The organism is Streptomyces sp. NPDC003032 (assembly GCF_053591415.1).
Map to the genome: position 1 here is coordinate 139,259 of NZ_JBSFTT010000021.1, position 21,641 is coordinate 160,899.

Below are 21,641 nucleotides of genomic sequence, written 5' to 3' on the forward strand. Positions count from 1 at the left end.
CAAAACCTACCCTTTCCGCCACTTTCCCTATCCCGCCAAGCGATACGCCCCGCCGCTTCGCGGCAGCCATCTCCCACCCACCCGTGCACCCCGGACCAGACCTCCACACAGGAACACCCCGCTCCTACCCGAGCCGCCCAACCCAGGGGCAAACGGGCGAGTGGGTGGCAGACATCCGCCGCGAAGCGGCGGGCCAGGGCGACCGGACCGGCAGACACCCCGCACACGCCCCCCAGCTCAGCCCAGCCCACCCCCAGGCCCCCTACCCAATCAGCCCAGGAATCTCCTGCGTAGCAAACCAAAGCAGCTCATGATCCTCCGCCCCATCCACCACGAACCGCGCATCAGCATCGCCCTGATCCGCCGCCCCCAACGCCGAGACCGCCGCCTCCACGTCCCCCTCCGCATCCTCCGCATCCACATGCACCGCCGCCGCCACCTTCCCCAAGGAAAGCCCCGCAGAGATCCGCACCTCCCCGAGCGCCGCCCCCGCGCCGAGCCCCCGGTCGGAATCGACGACGGTCACCACGGCCGCCCCGTCCGGCGCGCCCGCCCCGCCCGGCGCGCCCGCCCCGCCCGCCCCGCCCGGCGCGTCCGGCACATCCGCCGCGAGGACGACCCTCCGCCGCGCCGCCAACGGCTCCTCCGCCAGCATCCGCAGCGACGCCAGCGCCGCCCGGTTCAGCGCCGCGTACTCAAGCTCCTCGATGTCGTCCGAGACGTACCACTCCCGCAGAGCCGGAGTCACGGCGTAAGCGACCAGCGGTCCGGGCCCCAGCTCGCCCGCCTCGTACGCCTCGGCGAGCCGGGGCAGGGTCAGAGGAACGTAGACGCGCATGGCTGACCGCTTTCGTTCGTGTCCGTTCGAAGACGGACCTTCATGGCCGTAGAAGACCTTCAGGATACGTGCGGGAGTCCCCGATCGAGCTCAGCCCACCGTCCACGGAGCCGTCCACACCGGTCCACGGATTCACCCCCCACACCCCAGACGGCACCGCGTTCCCAGCCCCTCCGGCCCGCCTGATAGGTGAACCGACACCTCTCCCCCGCCCCACCCCTCAAGCCCTTGCGCACCCCGCCCCCATCCCCGTACAAGATCCCCAACACAAAAAGTTACTCCCCGGTAAAACGGAGGCACCTCATGCGCAAGGTAATGACAAGGCCCCGCCCGCGCCCTTCGGCAACACGCCCCTCAGCAACCCGCCCGCCCACAGGCCGCCCACCCACCCGCAAAGACTCACGGCGCCCCACGGACCGCTCCCCGGCCCACCCGCCAAGGACAACCAGGACGATCCCGGCCCAGCCACCCCCACACCCCACGGAACTCTTCGCCGAACGCCTCGTCCTGGTCCTCAGCGGCCAACGCCCCCTGTACTGGGTGGCCCGGCACATCGCCAACACGGCGTACGACGAACTGGCCCGCCTGGCAGAGCTCAGCCCCCTCTGCACGGACGGCCACCGCCCCACGATCCGCCGCATCGGCCACTACCAGCCGCACCCGGAGGCATACGAGGTCTTCGCCCGCATCGCGACGGGCCCAAGACTGCGCGCACTGGCGTTCCGCCTGGCCCTGGGCGCAGACCGGAAGTGGCGCTGCACAGCAGTGGAAATGGAGAAGACCTGACCGAGAAAACCCAAGCCAAAGGGGCCGGGGGAAACCCCCCGGCCCCTCTCACCTGGTCCACGAAACGAGGCTCAGCTCACCCAGGCAACCAGAACGAGGCTCAGCTCACCCAGGCCACAGACGAGCCTCAGCCCAAGCGCACCGCGATCCGCCCCGTCACAGCGACAGCGCTACTTCTTGCGCCGCCGCCCGCCCTTCTGAGCCTTACGCCGCTCCGCCCGAGTCATCCCGTCCGCCTCGGACCGCACACCCGCGCCATCTGTGGCGAAGTCACCCTCGTCGACGCCGCCCTCGGCGTTGGGCGCCTGGAAGTGCAGCCGGTCCGGCCGCTGCGGAGCCTCAAGCCCCTTGGCCCGGATCTCCGGCCGCGCCGGAGCGCCGCCACCCGCACCGGCCCCAGCCGGAACCGCGTCCTGCACGCCGTCCTTGGTCAGCGAGGCCGCACGCGCCCCGTCCTCGACCGGAACCTCCTCGACCTGCTGCTCGACCTGGACCTCCAGGTTGAACAGGTAGCCGACGGACTCCTCCTTGATGCCGTCCATCATGGCGTTGAACATGTCGAAGCCCTCACGCTGGTACTCGACCAGCGGGTCCTTCTGCGCCATGGCACGGAGGCCGATGCCCTCCTGGAGGTAGTCCATCTCGTAGAGGTGCTCACGCCACTTGCGGTCGAGCACCGACAGGACGACCCGCCGCTCCAGCTCACGCATGATGTCGGAGCCGAGCTGCTCCTCACGCGCCGCGTACTGCTGGTGGATGTCGTCCTTGATGGACTCGGAGATGAACTCGGCGGTGAGGCCCGCGCGGTCGCCCGCCGCGTCCTCCAGCTCCTCGACGGTGACCGCGACCGGGTAGAGCTGCTTGAAGGCGCTCCACAGCCGGTCCAGGTCCCACTCCTCGGCGAAGCCCTCGGCGGTCTCGGCGGCGATGTACGCGTCGATGGTGTCGTCCATGAAGTGCGCGATCTGCTCGTGCAGATCCTCGCCCTTCAGGACGCGGCGACGCTCTCCGTAGATGACCTCGCGCTGGCGGTTGAGGACCTCGTCGTACTTGAGGACGTTCTTACGGGTCTCGAAGTTCTGCTGCTCCACCTGCGACTGGGCGGAGGCGATGGCGCGCGTCACCATCTTGTTCTCGATCGGCACGTCGTCGGGGACGTTGGCCATCGACATGACCCGCTCGACCATCTGCGCCTTGAACAGGCGCATCAGGTCGTCACCCAGCGAGAGGTAGAACCGCGACTCACCGGGGTCACCCTGGCGTCCCGAACGGCCACGCAGCTGGTTGTCGATACGACGCGACTCGTGCCGCTCCGTTCCGAGGACGTAGAGGCCGCCCAGCTCCTTGACCTCTTCGAACTCCGCCTTGACGGCCCGCTCGGCCTTCTCCAGGGCGGCGGGCAGCGCGGCGGCCCACTCCTCGACGTGCTCGTCGGGGTCGAGGCCGCGCTGGCGCAGCTCTGCCTCGGCGAGGTCGTCGGGGTTGCCGCCGAGCTTGATGTCGGTGCCTCGGCCGGCCATGTTCGTGGCGACGGTGACGGCGCCCTTGCGGCCGGCCTGGGCGATGATCGGCGCCTCACGGTCGTGCTGCTTGGCGTTCAGCACTTCGTGCTGGACGCCCCGCTTCGACAGCTGCTGCGAGAGGTACTCCGACTTCTCCACGGAAGTGGTGCCGACCAGGATCGGCTGCCCCTTCTCGTGCTTCTCCGCGATGTCGTCGACGACGGCGGCGAACTTCGCGACCTCGGTGCGGTAGATCAGGTCGGACTGGTCGGCGCGGACCATCGGCCGGTTCGTCGGGATCGGCACGACGCCCAGCTTGTAGATCTGGTGGAACTCGGCGGCCTCGGTCATCGCCGTACCGGTCATGCCGGAGAGGCCGCTGTCGTAGCCCTCGCGCTTGTAGAGGCGGAAGAAGTTCTGGAGGGTGATGGTCGCAAGGGTCTGGTTCTCGTCCTTGATGTCCACCCCTTCCTTCGCCTCGATCGCCTGGTGCATGCCCTCGTTGTAGCGGCGGCCGGCGAGGATACGGCCGGTGTGCTCGTCGACGATCATGACTTCGCCGTCGATGACGACGTAGTCCTTGTCGTTCTTGAAGAGTTCCTTGGCCTTGATGGCGTTGTTGAGGTAACCCACCAGAGGCGTGTTCACCGACTCGTAGAGATTGTCGATGCCGAGCCAGTCCTCGACCTTGCTCACGCCGGACTCGTGGATGGCGACGGTGCGCTTCTTCTCGTCGACCTCGTAGTCCCCGGTCTCCTCGATGCCCTTGAGGGGGTTGCCGGGCTCACCCCTGGTGAGGCGGGTGACCAGCTTGGCGAAGTCGCCGTACCACTTGGTGGCCTGGTCGGCGGGGCCGGAGATGATCAGCGGCGTACGGGCCTCGTCTACGAGGATCGAGTCGACCTCGTCGACGATCGCGAAGTTGTGGCCGCGCTGCACCAGCTCGTCCTGCGACCACGCCATGTTGTCGCGGAGGTAGTCGAAGCCGAATTCGTTGTTCGTGCCGTACGTGATGTCGCAGCTGTACTGCTCGCGGCGCTGGGCCGGCGTCATATTGGCGAGGATGCAGCCGACGCTCAGGCCCAGGAACTTGTGGACGCGACCCATCATGTCGGAGTCGCGCTCGGCCAGGTAGTCGTTGACCGTGATGATGTGGACACCCTTGCCGGACAGGGCGTTCAGATACGCGGGAAGCGTGCCGACGAGGGTCTTGCCCTCACCGGTCTTCATCTCCGCGACATAGCCCATGTGCAGCGCGGCGCCGCCCATCATCTGGACGTCGTAGTGGCGCTGGCCCAGGACGCGCTTGGCGGCCTCACGGACCGTCGCGAAAGCCTCGGGCAGGAGGTCGTCGAGGGTCTCGCCGTCGGCGTAACGCTCCTTGTACTCCTGGGTCAGCGCGCGCAGCTCGGCGTCGGAGAGGCTGACGAAGTCCTCTTCGATGGAGTTGACCTGGTCCGCGATGCGGTGCAGCTTGCGCAGGATCTTGCCTTCGCCTGCACGCATGATCTTCGAGAGGACGGACACGGGGGTTGGTCTCCTTGCCGGTCGGGCCTGGCATGGTCGGTTTTACTCGTCGGGCAACGGCCATCGTATGCGAGGACCCGGCCGCCCCGGGAGGTCTGCCATGAGGTCAACGGACGAGGGGCGCCGAAGGTGCCGGGTCGCGCTCACGAGTGCCTCGCGAGTGGTGCTCGAAAGTGCCTCACGAGCGTTACTCGAAGTGCCTCACGAGTGGTGCTCGCGAAGGACGGCGAAAAACACTGGCCCCCAGGGCAACGCCCCCGCATCATCGCTTGATGGAGCCCGTCACACTCACCACCGAACGTCTGAGCCTGCGCGTCTTCGCCCCCGAGGACATCGACGAGACATACGAGGCCTGCCAGGACCCCGAGATCCAGCGCTGGACCACGATTCCCTCGCCGTACGCGCGCGCGGACGCCGAGAACTTCGTCCACCGCATGGTCCCGGACGGCTGGCGGGGCGACCAGGAGTACACCTTCGCCGTACGCCCCAAGGAAGGCGGCCCGCTGATCGCCGCCGCCAGCCTCCACCACCCGCGGTCGGGCACCTGGGAGGTCGGCTTCTGGACGGCCAAGGAGCACCGCGGCCGCGGCTACATGACGGAGACCGTGCTCGGCCTCGCCCGCTGGGCCTTCACCGATCTGCGCTGCCCGCGTCTCGAGTGGCGCGCGGAGGTCGGCAACACCGGGTCGCGGGCGGTCGTGGAGAAGGCCGGTTTCACCGTCGAAGGCGTGCTCCGCGCGGGCCTGCTGAACAAGGGCACGGTCCGGGACGGCTGGGTGGGCGCCCTGCTCCCCTCGGATCTCGGCATGCCGTCGTCGCTGCCGTACCTGCCCGCGAAGACCTGAGGCCGTGGGATATCCCACCCGACTGTCAGTGCCGCCACCTATCGTTTCGACCATGACGAGTCTGCCGCGCCCCGCCATCGAACTCTCCGCCGACGAGGCCCGCCGCATCGCGCTGCGCGCCCAGGGCTTCCTGGGGGCGCCGGACCGCAAGTCCGGGGTGCGGGGCGTCCTGCGGCACCTCGGCGCGGTCCAGCTCGACACGATCTCGGTCCTGGCCCGCTCGCACGAACTCATTCCGTACGCACGCCTGGGCGCCGTCGGCCGCGACACCGTCGAGGCGGCGTACTGGACGCAGACCCACGCGTTTGAGTACTGGTCGCACGCCGCGTGCGTCCTCCCCGTCGAGGAGTGGCCGCACTTCGCCTTCCGCCGCCGCGCCTACCGCGCCCGCCCGCACTGGCACCACGACCTGCCCGACGGCGCGTATGACCAGGTCATCAAGCAGCTCCGCGCCGAAGGCCCGCTCACCGCCACTGAATTGGGCGGCGCGAAGAACAAGGGCGAGTGGTGGGACTGGTCGGACGCGAAGATCGCCGTCGAGCGCGCGCTGATGTACGGCGAGGTGGTGTGCACGGAGCGCCGCTCCTGGAAGCGGGTGTACGACCTGGCGGAGCGCGCCATCCCGGACGCGCTGCTCCACGACGACCTGGGCGACGCGGAGTGCCTGCGCCGCCTGGTGCGCCTGGCCGGTGAGGCGCTGGGCGTCGGCACACGCGCGGACATCGCCGACTATCACCGCCTGAAGGGCGAGCAGTTCGACGCGGTCGTCGCGGACTCGGGTCTGGTGCCGGTGACGGTCCAGGGCTGGGACAAGCCCGCCTGGGCGGACCCCGAGGCCCTCCGGACGGCGCCCCGCGGCCGGCACCGCACGACGCTGTTGTCCCCCTTCGACTCCCTGATCTGGGAGCGGGCGCGCACGGAGCGGATCTTCGGCTTCACCCACCGCCTTGAGGCGTACGTCCCCAAGCCCAAGCGGATACACGGCTATTTCGCGATGCCGCTGCTCGCGGGCGGCAAGCTCCTCGGCCGGGTCGACCCCGCGCGCGAGGGCCGCACGCTGGTGGCCAAGCAGGTCTCCCTCGACACCCCGAAGGCGGTCGAGCCGATGGCCCAGGCGCTCCTGGAGGCGGCGTCCTGGGTCGGCTGCGATTCCATACGGGTGGAGCGGGTGAACCGCCCGGAGCTCGCGGCGCCGCTGATCGCCGCGGTCGGCTAGCGGATCTCCAGGATCTTCTCCCGCATCGCGTAGACCACGGCCTCCATCCTGGAATGCAACTGCAGTTTCTCCAGGATGTTGCGCACGTGGTTCTTCACGGTGTTCTCCGAGATGAACAGTTCCTTGGCGATATCGCGGTTGTTCATCCCGGTGGCGACCAGCTTCAGCACTTCCAGTTCGCGGTCGGTCAGCCGGGGCGCGGGCACGAGTCTGCGCTCGTCGGTGCGCTGGATCATCGACTTGAACTCCGTGAGCAGCTTCGATGCCATCGAGGGGCTGATCTGCGACTGCCCGTCGGCCACCGCGCGGATCGCGGTGGCCACCTCGTCCGTGGAGATCTCCTTGAGGAGATAGCCGGTGGCGCCCGCCTTGATCGCTTCGTAGAGGTCGGCCTCCTCGTCGCTGATCGTCAGCATGATGATCTTGGCGCTCGGCGCCACCTCCTTGATGGAGGTGCACGCCTCGATGCCGCCGCGTTTGGGCATGCGTACGTCCATGAGCACGATGTCGGGCAGCAGATCGGCGGCCTTGTCCACCGCCTCGGCGCCGTCGCCCGCCTCGCCGACGACCTGGATGTCCTCCTCGGCGGCGAGGACGATCTCCAGGCCGCGGCGGAAGAGGGCGTGGTCGTCCACCACGAGGACCCGGATGGGCTCCTTGCGTGGGGCACCGGCGTCCGTGCCGATGCCGATGCCGTCCGCGGCATCCCCGTGACGCATCGGTCCGAAGCTGTCCGCCATCGTTCCTCCCCCATGAAGGCCGTGGCCTGTTGTGCCTCTGCTGCGCCAACCCGAGGCGGCAGCACGCCGGTTGGTCGGCCCGCCCATGATTTCATGCCCGGCACCCGGTGCGGTGCGCGCACTGGTCGCACGATGGTGCCCCTGGGGTCGCACACACGCTCCAGGGGCACCACGACGGCGGTCAGGGGGCGGCGGGTCAGCCGCCGAGAGCCCCGCCCGCACCGGCCGTCTCGGCCTTGGCGACCATGGGATCGGTGTTGAGGCGGATCACGCCGTAGTCATAGGCGTGCCGCCGGTAGACGACGCTGGGTTCCTTGGTTTCGGAGTCGACGAACAAGTAGAAGTCGTGTCCGACCAGTTCCATCTCGTAGAGGGCCTGGTCGAGCGACATGGGTGCCGCGACGTGTGTCTTCTCGCGGACCACGAGAGGGCCTTCGCCCTGGATCTCCAGCGAGCCGATCCTCTTGACCGGCACGCTGTCCGGCTCTTCGTCGCGTGCGATGCTGCCGTCCCCGTTGAGGTACGCCGCGTCCGGGACCCGCTCCGCGACTTCGGCGGCGGAGAGCCTGCCGCTGCCGCGCCGGTTGTGGCGCTTTTCGTGCTGCTTGCGCAGCCTGGCGTCGAGCTTGGCGGTGGCCAGGTCGAGCGCCGCGTACGGATCGGCTGCCGCGGCTTCGGCGCGGATCACGGGTCCGCGCCCGCGGAGGGTGATCTCCACGCGGTCGGAACGGTCGGCCTGACGCGGGTTGGTTTCCTTGGACACCTCGACGTCGAGGCTGATCACCTTGCCGTCGAGCTTCTGGATCTTGTCCAGCTTCAGCTTCTCGGCCACGTGCTTGCGGAACCGCTCGGGCACCTCTGTCTTGCGGCCCTTGACGACGATGTCCACGCAGAACTCCGTTCCCGGATCGCTCCGCTTAGGCGGCGGAGCTTTCCCCTTTTGCACCAGACCCCGGTGACTCCCGGAGCCTCGGACTCGGTGACTTCCACCTCCTCCTCCCCCGCGGGCAAGATCTCCACCCCACCGGCCCGGGTGATTGCGGAAAACCCATGGACCGGCATTCCGATATGCGAGGCGCGGCGTTCGCCATTCCTCACAACCGAACATATCTCGCCTGGACGGATGTCGTCACCCTCTACTGCCACGTACCTCCATTCAGGTGTAACGACCCTCTTATCACCAGCAACGACGCAACTTCTCCATCAGTTCCGGTTTATTCCGAAAGAATCCGGTGACGCGGCGACAACGGCCGCGGTGATCGTGTTCCCCCGGCTCTCTTTCGTGTGCAGTTCACGTAATGCGCGCGCGGCCTCCGCCAATGAGGCGCCGGTGGTCATCAGGTCGTCCACGACCACGATCCGGCCCGCCCCCGAGAGCAGTCGGCCACCTCCGGCGGTCACCTGGAGGGCGCCCGCCAGGTTGACCTGCCGCTGCCGGGAGCCGAGCCCCGACTGGTCGGCCACCGCACGCCGTTGCCGCAGCACCGCGAGCACCCGGGCCGGGATTCCCGCCCGCCGCAGCTCACCCGCCGCGGCGAGCGCGATCCGCCGCGCCGGGTCATGACCACGCGCCCGCACCGAGGCACGCGCCGACGGCACGGGGACGAGCGACAACGGCACCGTGCGCCCCTGTGAACCGCCGTGGGTGCCGTCTACCCACGATCGCTCGCCCGTATCGCCCCACCCCCACGTCTCGCCCCCCGGACAGTCGCGCACGGCCCCTGCCAGCGCGGCCCCCGCGAGCGCGGCCCCCAGCGGTCCGGCGAGCCCCAGGGCGCCACGCTCCTTGTGCGCGAGCAGCACGGCCCTCACCGCGTCCTCGTACGCCGCCGCAGCGCGCACCACGGGCAGCCCGGGCGGCTCCGGGACCGGCCGCACCCGGCGCGGCACCGCCCCGCACAGGGCCGCCCGGCACTCGGCGCAGAGCGCCGTACGAGGCCTCCCGCAGCCTCCGCACTCGGCCGGCAGCACCAGATCGGTCAGGTCGTGCCACCACCCCCGCATGACCCCACTGTGCCAAGGCGCGGACCGCGCGACCACCCCTGTGGATAACCCCCTGTGGATAACCCTCCGGGGCTGGTCCACTCACTCTCCGGGGCCCCGCCCGCTCACCCCGGATAGACCGGAGCCGACCCCTGCTTCACCACCGTCTGCCACTGCGAACCTGCCGGCAGCCGCACGATCCCGTCGTCCGAGTGCGCCACCAGCGGCTGCTGCTCGCTCTCGGACGCCGCGATCTCTTTGACGCCCGTCAGCCCCGGCAGCGTGGTGCCCGAAAGCACCGATCCGTCGCACTGGACGTACCGCATCTGCTGCACCCCGCCGGACTCGCGCCCGACCACCACGAGGCGGCTGCCACCCGCCCATGACATGGCCGTGACCTCCTCCATCCGCGGCGCGGCCTGCCTGGGGTCGCGCACCGATATCGCGGGCCGCTCACCCTTGCCCCGCTCGACCCGGCCGATCCACAGGGACGTCTTGCCGTCCTTCTTCACCAGGAGTGCGATGCGTACGCCGTCGGCCGACACCCGCACCGCCTCGACACGCCCGTCGAGACCGGGCACCTCGACCGGGACCGGTTTTCCCTCACCCTGGCCGAGCCAGAGCAGCCGCGGCCGCTTCGGATCACGGTCGGCCACCCATAGGTCGCCCCTGCCGTCCCAGCTGGGCGTGGAGAGGCGGTCCTCCTCCGCCTTGGCCTTGCTGCGCACCTGCGCCTTGCCGAGCGTCTCCTCCAGCGTCAACGACCCCGTGTACAGCGACTTCCCGTCGAGCGACACCCCGGCCGCGCGCTTCTCGTCGCGCGAGACCGCCGCCGAGCGCAGCGGCTGGTCGCCGGTGCCGAGGATGCCGTTCACCGGCTCGGGGTCGGCGGTGCTCCCGGCGTTGGCGGGCATCCGGACCAGGCGGTGCTTCTCGTCGACGAAGTACTGGTAGTCGGGCCGGTCCGCGCTGCCGTGCGCCGCGACGCTCTCGGCGTGGCTCTGGCTCAGGACGCAGAGCATCGAGCCGTTGGAGCGCTGCAGAGTCACCTGCTCGACCCCCGAAGGCGTCAGGTCCTGCAAGGTGAAGAGCAGTTGCGCCGCCATCTCCCGGCATCTCGTCTGGCTGGCGTCGTCGGCCCTGCTGGTCAGCTGTACGGTCAGCCGGTTCTGGTCGTCCGGCGTCAGTGCCTCGCCCGGGTTCTTGAGCCGCGTACCGCCCTCGAACCGTGAGTCCACCACCCGGTCCAGCCAGTTGGTCGGCCCCTCCAGAAGTGCCTTCACCGTCTGCGTCATCGGGTCGATCCGCTGACGTATGTAGATGGGGTCGGCGACGAGCCCCGTCTGACCACCCGCGCCCGCCCCCGAAGGCCCGGCGAAGTAATACTTGTTGACGGACCGGTAGATGCGCTGGAAGTCCGATTCGCCGAGCACCACGCCCGGCGGCGGCTTGTCGATGCGCCACTCCTCGCGGCCTGGGCCGCCCACCTCGCTCAGGTGCACGGACTGGCTGTAGGAGGCGTCCTCGGGGTGGTACGCGTGCTGCTTGTCCACCGTCGCGACCTGCTGGCCTGTCAGGGTGAAACGGCGGGTGCCGTCGGCGTCGTTGCCGGCGTTGCCCGCGTCCGTGTTCGGGCCGTCCGCGAGCACCGTCGTGGACTCTTCCGGGCTCCAGTCCTTCGACGCCTCCTTGGTCAGATACTTGCGCGCCATCGCGAACTGCGGATCATCACTGGTCAGTGCTTCGAGGAAGCCCTGCACGATCTCCATGGGCCGCGCGCCCTCGCGCGGCGGCATCGCGTAGACCCGCACCTGTGACTGGGAGTCCGGCCGCTGCGAGGCGTCGACGGACTTCAGGTTTCCGCTGTCGGGCATCGAGGCACAACCGGCCAGGAGAGCCCCGCAACCGCCCAGCAGCAGCCCGGTACGCAGTGGACGCCTCCGGCGCGCCCCGGGGCCGCGCCCATCCCGGTCAGCGCCCACGTGTGCTCTCCCCTTCCCTCGCCGAACCCGTCCCGTACCCGGGCGCCCCCTCCGCCTTGGCGGCGGTACCTGTGGTCTCTCCACCCAGCTCGTCGTCCAGCGGCCGGCGCGGCACGACCCGCGACCCGCTGCCGGGCAGCGCCGTCGGGTCCACGGTCGCGGTCTGCGCGAGCCGAGGCGCTATCGGCCCCTTCGCGGGCACGGGCGGCGGCACTCTCTCGGAGACCGCGGACGTCTGCGCGGGAACGGTCGCGAGCTTGTTCGCACCCCCGAGCGGCAGCCCCGCGTCGTTCAGCCCGCGGTGGCGCCGCGAGTCATCGGGCTCCAGCGGGATCGGCGACCCCCGAAGCGGCTCGTCCGCCGTCCTCGGCAACGTAAGCCTGAACTGCGAGCCGCCTCCCGGCTCGCCCCACGCCTGCAGCCATCCGCCATGCAGCCGCGCGTCCTCCAGGGCGATGGAGAGCCCGAGCCCCGTACCACCGGTGGTACGCGCGCGTGCCGGGTCCGCCCGCCAGAAGCGGCTGAACACCCGGGTCGCCTCGCCGGGCTTGAGCCCCACGCCGTAGTCCCGCACCGCGACGGCCACCGCGCCGCCCGCGGCCGCGAGCCGCACCACGACGTCCTTGCCCTCGCCGTGCTCCACGGCGTTGACCACGAGGTTGCGCAGCACCCGCTCCACCCGCCGGGCATCGGCCTCGGCGACCACGGGCTGCTGGTCCCCGACGACCCGTATGTGCGAGCCCTTGCGCTCCGCGAGCATCTCCGCGCCGCCGACGACCCTGCGTACGACCTCACGGAGGTCTATCGCCTCCGCCTCCAGCGCGGCCGCCCCCGCGTCGAACCTGCTGATCTCCAGAAGGTCCGCGAGCAGCGACTCGAACCGGTCCAGCTGATCGGCGAGCAACTCCGCCGACCGCGCGGTGATCGGATCGAAGTCCACCCGCGCCTCGTGAATGACATCGGCGGCCATCCGCACGGTCGTCAACGGCGTACGCAGCTCGTGCGAGACGTCGGACACGAACCGCCGCTGCATCCGCGACAACTCCTCCAGCTGCTGGATCTTCAGCTGGAGGTTCTGCGCCATCTTGTTGAACGCCTCACCGAGGCGCGCGATGTCGTCCTCCCCGGTCACCTTCATACGTTCCTGAAGGCGCCCGGCGGACAGCCGCTCGGCGATGCCCGCGGCCATGCGCACGGGCGTGACCACCTGGCGCACCACCAGCCAGGCGATGGCACCGAGGAGCACCACGACGAAGAGCCCGGCGGTGGCGAGGGTGGTCCTGACGAGGTTGAGCGACTCCTCCTCCTGCGTCAGCGGGAAGAGGTAGTAGAGCTGGTACGGGTCGCCGTTGAGGTCGTTGAGGCGCTTGCCTATCACCAGGCCCGGCTGCGGCTCACGCCCGTCGTCGTAGACGATGCGCGTATTGGCCTGGAGGACCTCGGAGCCCTTGTCGACCCGGCCGCGCAACTCCTCCGGCACGCTCAGGATCGGCTCCACGCCACCGGAGGCGCGCGAACCGCGGACACTTCCCGCGTCGCTCGTGGACGTCAGCGTCACCACGGCGAACGCGTTCTGCCCGCCACTGGACAGCTGCTCGACGAGGTCGGACATCCACACGGCGGCGTTCCGCCCGTCGACCGTGCTGCCGTCCGGTCCCTGCCCCTGGCCCTGCTCGGTGCTCTGCCGCGCGGCGTTGACGCTGTCCTGGGCGGCCCGGAAACCTCCGTCGGCCTGACTCTGCGACGCCTTCACCTTGGCCTTGAGCAGGCCGTTGTTCACCGAACTCATGACGGCGAAGCCCAGCATGAGAACCACGCCGAGCGACATCAGCAGGGTCGTGACGACGACCTTCAGCTGGATGTTGCGCCGCCACAGCCGTACGGCGGGCAGCAGCGGGCGGCGCACCCAGCGTACGAAGAGCCGCAGCACGGGGCTGCCCTGCACTCCCCCCTGCAACAGCAGCCCGCCGTCGACGAGGCGCCCGAACCTGGACGCGCGCCGCGCCGGTCCAGTCCGCCCCGAGCGGGCCCCCGGACCGCCGGGCGCCGAGGAGGAACTGTCCCGGGACACGTCAGCTCGGTCCGGCCTTGTAGCCGACGCCCCGGACGGTCACCACGATCTCCGGCCGCTCCGGGTCCCGCTCGACCTTGGAGCGGAGCCGCTGGACGTGGACGTTCACCAGACGGGTGTCCGCCGCGTGCCGATAGCCCCAGACCTGCTCGAGCAGCACCTCACGCGTGAACACCTGCCACGGCTTGCGCGCCAGCGCCACCAGCAGATCGAACTCCAACGGCGTCAGCGCGATCGACTGCCCGTCCCGCTTCACTGAGTGCCCCGCCACATCGATGACGAGGTCACCTATGGCCAGCTGCTCGGGCGCGGGCTCCTCCGACCTCCGCAGCCGCGCCCGGATGCGGGCCACGAGCTCCTTCGGCTTGAACGGCTTGACGATGTAGTCGTCCGCCCCGGACTCCAGACCGACCACCACGTCCACGGTGTCGCTCTTGGCGGTGAGCATGACGATCGGCACCCCGGACTCCGCACGGATCAGCCGGCACACCTCGATGCCGTCGCGTCCCGGCAGCATCAAATCGAGCAGCACAAGATCCGGCTTGGCCTCCCGGAAAGCGGCCAGCGCCTTGTCGCCATCAGCTACGAACGACGGCTCAAAACCTTCACCACGCAGCACAATCCCGAGCATCTCGGCCAGTGCGGTGTCGTCGTCGACGACAAGGACTCGTCCCTTCATGCCTGACATCATCCCATTCTCGTAACAGTGACTGGGCTGCTGGTGAGAGAGGTCACTGACCTGTGACGATAGTCGTATCGGGCCAACACTGTCTGCGGTGATCGATCGCAGCCGAGGTCGGTAACGGACGCCGGGCGGGACCACCCGTGACACGTCAGCCCGATCCGGGCCCGGCGCCGACACACTTCCGGCCCCGACCCCGACTCCGGCTTCCGGCCCCGGCCCGAGGTCCCCGCGCCTACGGCGACCCCGTCCATCCCGTCACCCCATGGCCACTTGCCGCGACCTGGCGCACAGCTCGGCAAGGCCCTCCGCCGTCACAGGCGACAGAACGCCCTCCTCCGTCACGATCGCCGTCACCAACTCCGGCGGCGTCACATCGAACGCCGGGTTGTACGCCTGCGTCCCCAGAGGCGCCACCGGAATCCCTCCTCCCGCCTCCATCCCGATCACCGGCACATGCGGCGCCGTGACCTCCGTCACTTCATGACTCCCACGCTGCTCCACCTCGATGGACGCCCCGTCCGGAGTGCCCGGGTCCACGGTCGTCACCGGCGCCACCACGATGAACGGCACATGGTGATAGCGCGCGAGCACCGCGAGCGGATAGCTCCCCACCTTGTTCGCCACCGAACCGTCGGCCGCGATCCGGTCCGCGCCGATCAGCACGGCATCCACCTCCCCGGCCGCGAACAACGAACCCGCCGCGTTGTCCGTGAGCAAGGTGTACGCCATTCCGTTCCGCGCCGCCTCGTACGCGGTGAGCCTGGCCCCCTGCAGCAGCGGCCGCGTCTCGTCCACCCACAGCCGGCGCAGGCTTCCCGCCCGATGCGCCTTGAGCGCCACCGCGAACGCCGTGCCCTCCCCGCCGGAGACCAGCGCCCCCGTGTTGCAGTGCGTCAGGATCCGGTGCCCACCGCCCGGCATCAGCTCGTCGAGCAGTGCCAGACCGTGCGCCGCCATCCTGACGCTGGCCCTGGCGTCCTCGGCGTGCAGCGCCCGCGCCGCCTCCAGCGCGGCGGCGGCCGCCCGCTGACGCCCGGCACCGCCCACCGCCGCCGTGCGGTACGCCGCCTGAGCCCGGCGCGCGCCGTACGCGAGGTTGACCGCGGTGGGCCGCGCTCCCGCCAGCGAGTCCGCCGCCTCGTCCACATCGAACCCGCGGGCCGCGGCGAGGGCGACGCCGTACGCCCCCGCGATACCCAGAAGCGGCGCCCCGCGCACCGCGAGCGTGCGGATAGCCTCCATCAGTGCCGGTGCGTCGGTGCACACCAGCTCGATCTCCTCGCCCGGCAGCCTGGTCTGGTCGAGGAGGACCAGGACGGGGCCTTCAGGTGGGTCGTCCCAGCGGATCGCGGGGATCGCCGGGGTCTCGGTCGGCCGTATGTCCTCGCTGGATTGCGCGTACTGATCAGCCATCCGCCCAGTCTGCCCCGTACCCGGCGGACAATTGAAGGTGTCCCGCCGCTACGGCACCCGGTCATCCGGCCGGTGCCCCGTGGCACGATGGCTGGCAACCTGCCGCCGCACCCGCGGACGGGCACCGTGAAGGAGCGACGATGAACGACACTCCGGGCTGGGCTTCGCCCGGATCCGCCCCCTCCGACGGACAGGACTCCGGCAAGCCGGACGCCGCCGAGCCCGCGGACGCCGGCCGGCAGAGCGGCCCGTCCAAGTGGTCCAAGGAGCAGCCGCCGCCCACCCAGTGGTCCCCGCCCACCAACCCGGGCCAGGACCAGACCCCGCCTCCGCCGCCCCCTCCGCCCGGCCAGGGCGGCGGCTGGGGCTGGGGCGGACCACCCTCCGCAGGCCCCGGCGCCCCGGGCGGCCCCGGCGCACCCGGCGGCGGCTACCGCGGCTGGGGCTCCTGGCAGGGCCCACCGCCCGCCGCCAAGCCCGGCGTCATCCCGCTCCGCCCGCTCGGCGTCGGCGAGATCCTCGACGGCGCGGTGTCGACGATGCGCGCCCACTGGCGCACCGTCCTCGGCATCTCCCTGACCGTGGCCGTGCTCACGGAGACCATCGTCGTCCTCCTCCAGGGCCTCGTCCTGAACGAGTCCGTCGACACCGACGCCCTCAACGACCCGAGCGCCACCGTCGGCGAACTGACCCGCGCCATGGGCGACACCATGCTCAGCTCCGGAGTGGTCCTCGTGATCACCCTGCTCGGCACGATCGTCGCCACAGCCCTGCTCACGATGGTCACCAGCCGCGCGGTGCTCGGTAAGCCGGTGACCACCTCCGAGGCATGGCGCGACTCCCGCCCCCAGCTGGCCAAGCTGTTCGGCCTGACCCTGCTCATCCCGCTCATCGGCGCCGCGGTCGTCGCCGTCGGCATCCTGCCCGGCGTCCTGATCGCGGTGGGGGGCGCCTCCGACGCCGGGGCGAGCCTCGCCGTACTCGGCGGCCTCGCCGCGGGCGTCGCCGCCATCTGGCTCATGATCCGCTTCTCGCTCGCCTCCCCGGCGCTCATGCTGGAGAAGCAGGGCGTCAGGAAATCGCTGACCCGCTCCGCCAAGCTGGTCCGAGGCTCCTGGTGGCGGGTCTTCGGCATCCAGCTGCTCGCCGCCATCATCGCGAACGTCGTGGCGTCGATCATCGTCATCCCGTTCACCTTCATCGCCGGCGCACTCAGCGGCGAAGGCGTCACCAGCTTCCTCAACAGCACCGGGGAACTGGGCTGGACGTTCCTGATCGTCAGCGGCGTCGGCGCCGTGATCGGCTCCATGCTGACGTTCCCGATCACGGCCGGAGTCACCGTGCTCCTCTACATCGACCAGCGGATCCGGCGCGAGGCCCTCGACCTCGAACTCGCCCGCGCCGCCGGCATCCCCCGCCAGGCCACCGGCCCGTCCGGCACGCCGGGGAGCTGATGCGGTGACCGCGGCGGGGGCAGTGCTCATGGGGTTAGGAGCGGCACCGCTCCTGCCGCGCACCGGCGACGAGCCACCGGTGACGATCCCACGCGACCCCGCACGTGAGGCGGCCGAGCGCGAACTGTCCAAGCCGATGTACCACGAGAACGACCCCAGCCTCTTCCAGCGCGCCCTGGACCGCTTCTGGGGCTGGGTCGACGCCCTGTTCTCCGCCGCCTCGGGGGCCACCCCGGGCGGCGGTTTCGGCCTCCTCGTCATAGCCCTGGCGGTGGTGCTCCTGTCCGTCGCCCTCTGGTGGCGCCTCGGCACCCCGCACCGGTCCCCCGCCTCCGCGCCGGCCCTCTTCGACGACCGTCCCCGCAGCGCCGCCGAACACCGCGCGGCCTCCGAGGCCCACGCCGCCCAGGCCCACTGGAACCAAGCCGTCCAGGAACGCATGCGTGCCGTCGTCCGCGCCTTGGAGGAGCGCGCCCTTCTGGACCCACGCCCCGGCCGCACCGCCGACGAAGCCGCCGCGGAGGCGGGCCGGACCCTCCCCGCCCACACCGGCCGACTCCGCACCGCCGCCCACGAGTTCGACGACGTCACGTACGGCGGCCGCACCGTCGGCGAAGCCGCATACCTCCGCCTGGCCGGACTCGACCATGACCTGCAACGCACCAAACCGGACCTGACCAGCACCGCCCACACCACAGCGAGCAGCGACAGCGCCCAGGGAGCCGCCGAATGACCGGCTCCCCTCACGCGGCCGAACCACCCGAGCCCACCGAGCCGCCCGCCACCACACGGCGGCCCGCCACCACGCCGCACCCGGCCTCCCCCCGACCCGAAACCGCGCCCCTCTCGACCTCGGCCTCGCCCACGCCCCTCCCGGCCTCCGCGCGGCCCAACGCCACACCCCAACAGGCCTCCGCGCGCCCCGAAACCGCGCCCATCCCGGCCTCTGCCCGGCCCGAGGCCACGCCCATCCCGGCCTCCGCACGCCCCGAAACCGCGCCCCTCTCGACCTCGGTCTCGCCCACGCCCGGCCAGCTCTGGACCCGCTCCCGAGGCATCGTCCTCGCCCTGGTCGTCCTCCTGGTGGCGGCCGTCGCCATCGCCGCGATCCGCTCCGGCGCCCAGCACGGCCGCCTCGACCCGCGCTCCGCCGACCCCCACGGCAGCCGAGCCGTCGCCGAACTCCTCGCGGACCAAGGCGTGTCGACCCGCGTGGTCACCACCACCGAAGAGGCCCGAGCCGCGGCCGGCCCCGATACGACCCTCCTCGTGGCCGCCCCCGACCTGCTCACCGACGGCCAACGCGCCCGCCTCCACGCCGCCACCAAGGACTCCGGCGGCCGCACCGTTCTCGTCACACCCGGCACCCCGTCGATCGGCGCCCTCGCCCCCGGGGTCACCGCGAACGCCACCCCCAGCGCCCACTCCACCCTCGCCCCCGGCTGCTCCCTCCCGGCCGCCCGCCGAGCCGGCACCGCCGACATGGGCGGCATCCGCTACGACACCCTCGCGCCGAACGCCGAGCCCTGCTACCTCAGCGACGGCCTGCCCAGCCTTCTGCATCTCCCCGCCCCCCGCGGAAAAGGCGACACCGTCGTCCTCGGCGCCCCCGACATCCTCTACAACGACCGCCTCGACAAGCAGGGCAACGCATCGCTCGCCCTCCAACTCCTCGGCCCACGCCCCCACTTGGTCTGGTACCTCCCCTCACTCTCCGACGACCAGGCAGCCACCGGATCCGAGCGCCGCGGCTTCTTCGACCTGATCCCCTCCGGCTGGCGCTGGGGCACCCTGCAACTCGCCATCGCCGCCGTGCTCGCCGCCCTGTGGCGCGCCCGCCGCCTCGGCCCCCTCGTCGCCGAACGCCTCCCGGTGGCCATCCGCGCCTCAGAGACCGTCGAAGGCCGTGCCCGTCTCTATCGCAGAGCGAACGCCCGCGACCACGCGGCCACCGCGCTGCGCACCGCCACCCGCACCCGCCTCGCCCCCCTCGTCGGCGTATCCCCCGCCCAGGCGCACGCACCCGAGACCCTGATCCCCGCACTGTCCACGCGCCTTCGCGCCCCCGGCCAAGACCCGCATCCCCTCCTCTTCGGACCACCTCCGGCCAACGACGCAGCACTCATCGCCCTCGCCGACCAACTCGACGCCCTCGAAAGAGAGGTACGCCACTCATGATGGACCCGACCACTGACAACGGGCCCACCGGAGATCCCGGCACCAGCTCACGCGCTTCCCTCGAAGCCCTGCGCGCCGAGATCTCCAAGGCCGTGGTCGGCCAGGACCCCGCCGTCACCGGCCTCGTCGTCGCCCTCCTGTGCCGCGGCCACGTCCTCCTCGAAGGAGTCCCCGGGGTGGCCAAGACACTGCTGGTCCGCACTCTCGCCGCGAGCCTCGAACTCGACACCAAACGCGTCCAGTTCACCCCCGACCTCATGCCGAGCGACGTCACGGGCTCCCTCGTGTACGACGCCCGCACCACCGAGTTCTCCTTCCAGCCCGGCCCCGTCTTCACGAACCTCCTTCTCGCCGACGAGATCAACCGCACCCCGCCCAAGACCCAGTCCTCGCTCCTCGAAGCGATGGAAGAACGCCAGGTCACGGTCGACGGCACGCCACGCCCGCTCCCCGAGCCCTTCCTCGTGGCGGCCACGCAGAACCCCGTGGAGTACGAGGGCACGTACCCCCTCCCCGAAGCCCAACTGGACCGCTTCCTCCTCAAACTGACGGTCCCTCTCCCCTCCCGCCAGGACGAGATCGCCGTCCTCACCCGCCACGCCGAGGGCTTCAACCCACGCGACCTGCGCGCCGCCGGCGTACGCCCCGTAGCGGGCCCCGCCGACCTGGAAGCGGCCCGCGCCGCGGTCGCCAAGACGTCCGTCTCCCCGGAGATCACCGCCTACGTGGTGGACGTGTGCCGCGCGACTCGCGAATCGCCCTCCCTCACCCTCGGCGTCTCCCCCCGAGGCGCCACGGCGCTGCTCTCCACCGCACGCGCCTGGGCCTGGCTCACCGGCCGCGACTACGTCATCCCCGACGACGTGAAGGCCCTCGCCCCGCCCACCCTCCGCCACCGCATCCAGCTCCGCCCGGAGGCCGAGATGGAGGGCGTCACCGCGGACTCCGTGATCGACGCGATCCTCGCCCACGTCCCGGTCCCCCGCTGATGGCCCTCACCGGACGCGCCGCCCTCCTGGCAGCCCTCGGCACCCTCCCCGTAGGCCTCTGGGACCCCAGCTGGACCGGCATCCTCGCTGTCAACACCCCCGTCGCTCTTGCCTGCGCCTGCGACTTCGCCCTCGCCGCCCCGGTTCGCCGCCTCGGCCTGACCCGCTCCGGCGACACTTCCGTACGCCTCGGAGAAACCGCCGATGTCGACATCACCGTCACCAACCCCTCCGGCCGCCCCCTGCGCGCCGACCTCCGCGACGCCTGGCCGCCCAGCAGCTGGCAGCCCGGCACCGAAGTCGCCGCATCCCGCCACGGCCTGACGATCCCGGCCGGCGAACGCCGCCGCCTCACGACCCGTCTGCGCCCCACCCGCCGCGGCGACCGCCACACCGACCGCGTGACCATCCGCTCGTACGGCCCCCTGCGCCTCTTCACCCGTCAGGGCACCCACAGAGTCCCCTGGACCGTGCGCGTCCTGCCGCCCTTCACCAGCCGTAAGCACCTTCCCTCGAAGCTGGCCCGCCTGCGCGAGCTCGACGGCCGCACCAGCGTGCTGGCCCGCGGCCAGGGCACCGAGTTCGACAGCCTGCGCGAATACGTTCCAGGCGACGACACCCGCTCCATCGACTGGCGTGCCACGGCCCGCCAGTCCACCGTCGCGGTCCGCACCTGGCGCCCGGAACGCGACCGGCACATCCTGCTGGTCCTCGACACCGGCCGCACCTCAGCCGGCCGCGTCGGCGACGTGCCTCGCCTCGACGCCTCCATGGACGCCGCGCTGCTTCTCGCAGCCCTGGCCTCCCGCGCCGGTGACCGCGTGGGTCTCCTCGCATACGATCGGCGAGTACGCGCCCTGGTCCAGGGCCGCTCAGCAGGCGACGTGCTCCCCTCCCTGGTCAACGCCTTGGCAACCCTGGAGCCCGAACTCATCGAGACGGACGCGCGCGGCCTGACATCGGCGGCCCTGCGCACAGCGCCTCGCAGTTCTCTGATCGTGCTGCTCACCAGCCTCGACACGGCTCCCGTCGAAGAGGGCCTGCTTCCCGTACTTTCTCGTCTCACCAAGCGCCACAAAGTCCTGGTCGCATCGGTGGCCGACCCTCATATCGAAGAGATGGCGACCGCCCGGGGAACGGTGGAAGCGGTCTATGACGCGGCAGCAGCAGCCCAAACGAAATCGGAACGACACCGCACGGCGGAAAAACTCACGCGCCACGGCGTCACAGTCGTCGACGCCACCCCAGACCACCTGGCCCCCGCCCTGGCCGACGCATACCTTGCCCTGAAGGCAGCCGGCCGCCTTTAAGAGATAAGAGAAGAACGAAGGGGCCCAAACGCAGAAAACCCCCGCACCGAATGGTGCGGGGGTTTTCTCTACAATTAGTTCGGCGGCGTCCTACTCTCCCACAGGGTCCCCCCTGCAGTACC

At 70.8% G+C, this 21,641-nt stretch carries 17 protein-coding genes; 8 read left to right on the top strand and 9 right to left on the bottom strand.

All coding sequences use genetic code 11. The features are described from left to right. Positions 1-262 precede the first annotated feature (262 nt). Positions 263-838: a DUF6912 family protein gene (locus ACWDZ7_RS27200; RefSeq protein WP_451800523.1), complete on the bottom strand. Its 576-nt coding sequence runs from the start codon at positions 836-838 to the stop codon at positions 263-265. Between the two features lie 315 nt (positions 839-1,153). Here ACWDZ7_RS27200 and ACWDZ7_RS27205 point away from each other — a divergent pair, with 315 nt between their 5' ends. Then, complete coding sequence (locus ACWDZ7_RS27205; protein WP_451800553.1) at positions 1,154-1,624, top strand: Rv3235 family protein; 471 nt, start codon at positions 1,154-1,156, stop codon at positions 1,622-1,624. A 170-nt stretch (positions 1,625-1,794) separates the two neighbouring features. Here ACWDZ7_RS27205 and secA read toward each other — a convergent pair whose 3' ends face one another. Further along, entirely contained in the window at positions 1,795-4,653 is a 2,859-nt protein-coding gene (gene secA, locus ACWDZ7_RS27210; protein ID WP_451800525.1) for a preprotein translocase subunit SecA, read from the bottom strand. A 272-nt stretch (positions 4,654-4,925) separates the two neighbouring features. Between secA and ACWDZ7_RS27215 the strand changes: the two genes are divergently transcribed. Both ACWDZ7_RS27215 and ACWDZ7_RS27220 read left to right on the top strand, forming a co-directional pair. Further along, positions 4,926-5,498, top strand: coding sequence for a GNAT family N-acetyltransferase (locus ACWDZ7_RS27215; protein ID WP_451800526.1), 573 nt, complete (start codon positions 4,926-4,928; stop codon positions 5,496-5,498). 52 nt (positions 5,499-5,550) lie between these two features. Next, on the top strand, positions 5,551-6,714 hold the full coding sequence (locus tag ACWDZ7_RS27220) for a winged helix-turn-helix domain-containing protein (RefSeq protein ID WP_451800528.1): 1,164 nt from the start codon (positions 5,551-5,553) through the stop codon (positions 6,712-6,714). Here the strand turns inward: ACWDZ7_RS27220 and ACWDZ7_RS27225 are convergent. The 7 genes from ACWDZ7_RS27225 to mtnA form a co-directional block, all read right to left on the bottom strand. After that, positions 6,711-7,454 carry a response regulator gene (locus ACWDZ7_RS27225; RefSeq protein WP_451517763.1) on the bottom strand — a complete coding sequence of 248 codons (744 nt, stop codon included), beginning with the start codon at positions 7,452-7,454 and terminating at the stop codon, positions 6,711-6,713. The two genes, ACWDZ7_RS27220 and ACWDZ7_RS27225, sit on opposite strands and share 4 nt — an antisense overlap. A 196-nt stretch (positions 7,455-7,650) precedes the next feature. Further along, entirely contained in the window at positions 7,651-8,343 is a 693-nt protein-coding gene (hpf, locus tag ACWDZ7_RS27230; RefSeq protein WP_451800529.1) for a ribosome hibernation-promoting factor, HPF/YfiA family, read from the bottom strand. Positions 8,344-8,657: 314 nt separating this feature from the next. Next, positions 8,658-9,458: a ComF family protein gene (locus tag ACWDZ7_RS27235; protein ID WP_451800531.1), complete on the bottom strand. Its 801-nt coding sequence runs from the start codon at positions 9,456-9,458 to the stop codon at positions 8,658-8,660. 104 nt (positions 9,459-9,562) lie between these two features. Next, on the bottom strand, positions 9,563-11,311 hold the full coding sequence (locus tag ACWDZ7_RS27240) for an LpqB family beta-propeller domain-containing protein (RefSeq protein WP_451800532.1): 1,749 nt from the start codon (positions 11,309-11,311) through the stop codon (positions 9,563-9,565). Between the two features lie 97 nt (positions 11,312-11,408). Next, a complete protein-coding gene (mtrB, locus tag ACWDZ7_RS27245; protein ID WP_451800534.1) occupies positions 11,409-13,490 on the bottom strand; it encodes an MtrAB system histidine kinase MtrB in 2,082 nt (693 codons plus the stop codon). A gap of 1 nt (position 13,491) precedes the next feature. Then, entirely contained in the window at positions 13,492-14,181 is a 690-nt protein-coding gene (gene mtrA, locus ACWDZ7_RS27250; RefSeq protein ID WP_189176211.1) for a two-component system response regulator MtrA, read from the bottom strand. A gap of 249 nt (positions 14,182-14,430) precedes the next feature. Further along, the gene (gene mtnA / locus ACWDZ7_RS27255) at positions 14,431-15,588 is read right to left on the bottom strand and encodes an S-methyl-5-thioribose-1-phosphate isomerase (protein ID WP_451800536.1); all 1,158 of its coding nucleotides are present in this window, start codon (positions 15,586-15,588) and stop codon (positions 14,431-14,433) included. A gap of 140 nt (positions 15,589-15,728) precedes the next feature. Between mtnA and ACWDZ7_RS27260 the strand changes: the two genes are divergently transcribed. The 5 genes from ACWDZ7_RS27260 to ACWDZ7_RS27280 are packed head-to-tail and all read left to right on the top strand — an operon-like array spanning position 15,729 to position 21,519. Continuing rightward, the gene (locus ACWDZ7_RS27260; RefSeq protein ID WP_451800538.1) at positions 15,729-17,042 is read left to right on the top strand and encodes a glycerophosphoryl diester phosphodiesterase membrane domain-containing protein; all 1,314 of its coding nucleotides are present in this window, start codon (positions 15,729-15,731) and stop codon (positions 17,040-17,042) included. A 4-nt stretch (positions 17,043-17,046) separates the two neighbouring features. Next, positions 17,047-17,775, top strand: coding sequence for a DUF4129 domain-containing protein (locus ACWDZ7_RS27265; protein WP_451800539.1), 729 nt, complete (start codon positions 17,047-17,049; stop codon positions 17,773-17,775). Continuing rightward, positions 17,772-19,220: a DUF4350 domain-containing protein gene (locus ACWDZ7_RS27270; RefSeq protein ID WP_451800541.1), complete on the top strand. Its 1,449-nt coding sequence runs from the start codon at positions 17,772-17,774 to the stop codon at positions 19,218-19,220. The genes ACWDZ7_RS27265 and ACWDZ7_RS27270 overlap by 4 nt, the downstream gene beginning before the upstream one ends. Further along, entirely contained in the window at positions 19,220-20,209 is a 990-nt protein-coding gene (locus ACWDZ7_RS27275; RefSeq protein WP_451800542.1) for an AAA family ATPase, read from the top strand. Before ACWDZ7_RS27270 ends, ACWDZ7_RS27275 begins: the two co-directional genes overlap by 1 nt. Beyond that, complete coding sequence (locus ACWDZ7_RS27280; protein ID WP_451800544.1) at positions 20,209-21,519, top strand: DUF58 domain-containing protein; 1,311 nt, start codon at positions 20,209-20,211, stop codon at positions 21,517-21,519. Before ACWDZ7_RS27275 ends, ACWDZ7_RS27280 begins: the two co-directional genes overlap by 1 nt. Positions 21,520-21,641 lie beyond the last annotated feature (122 nt).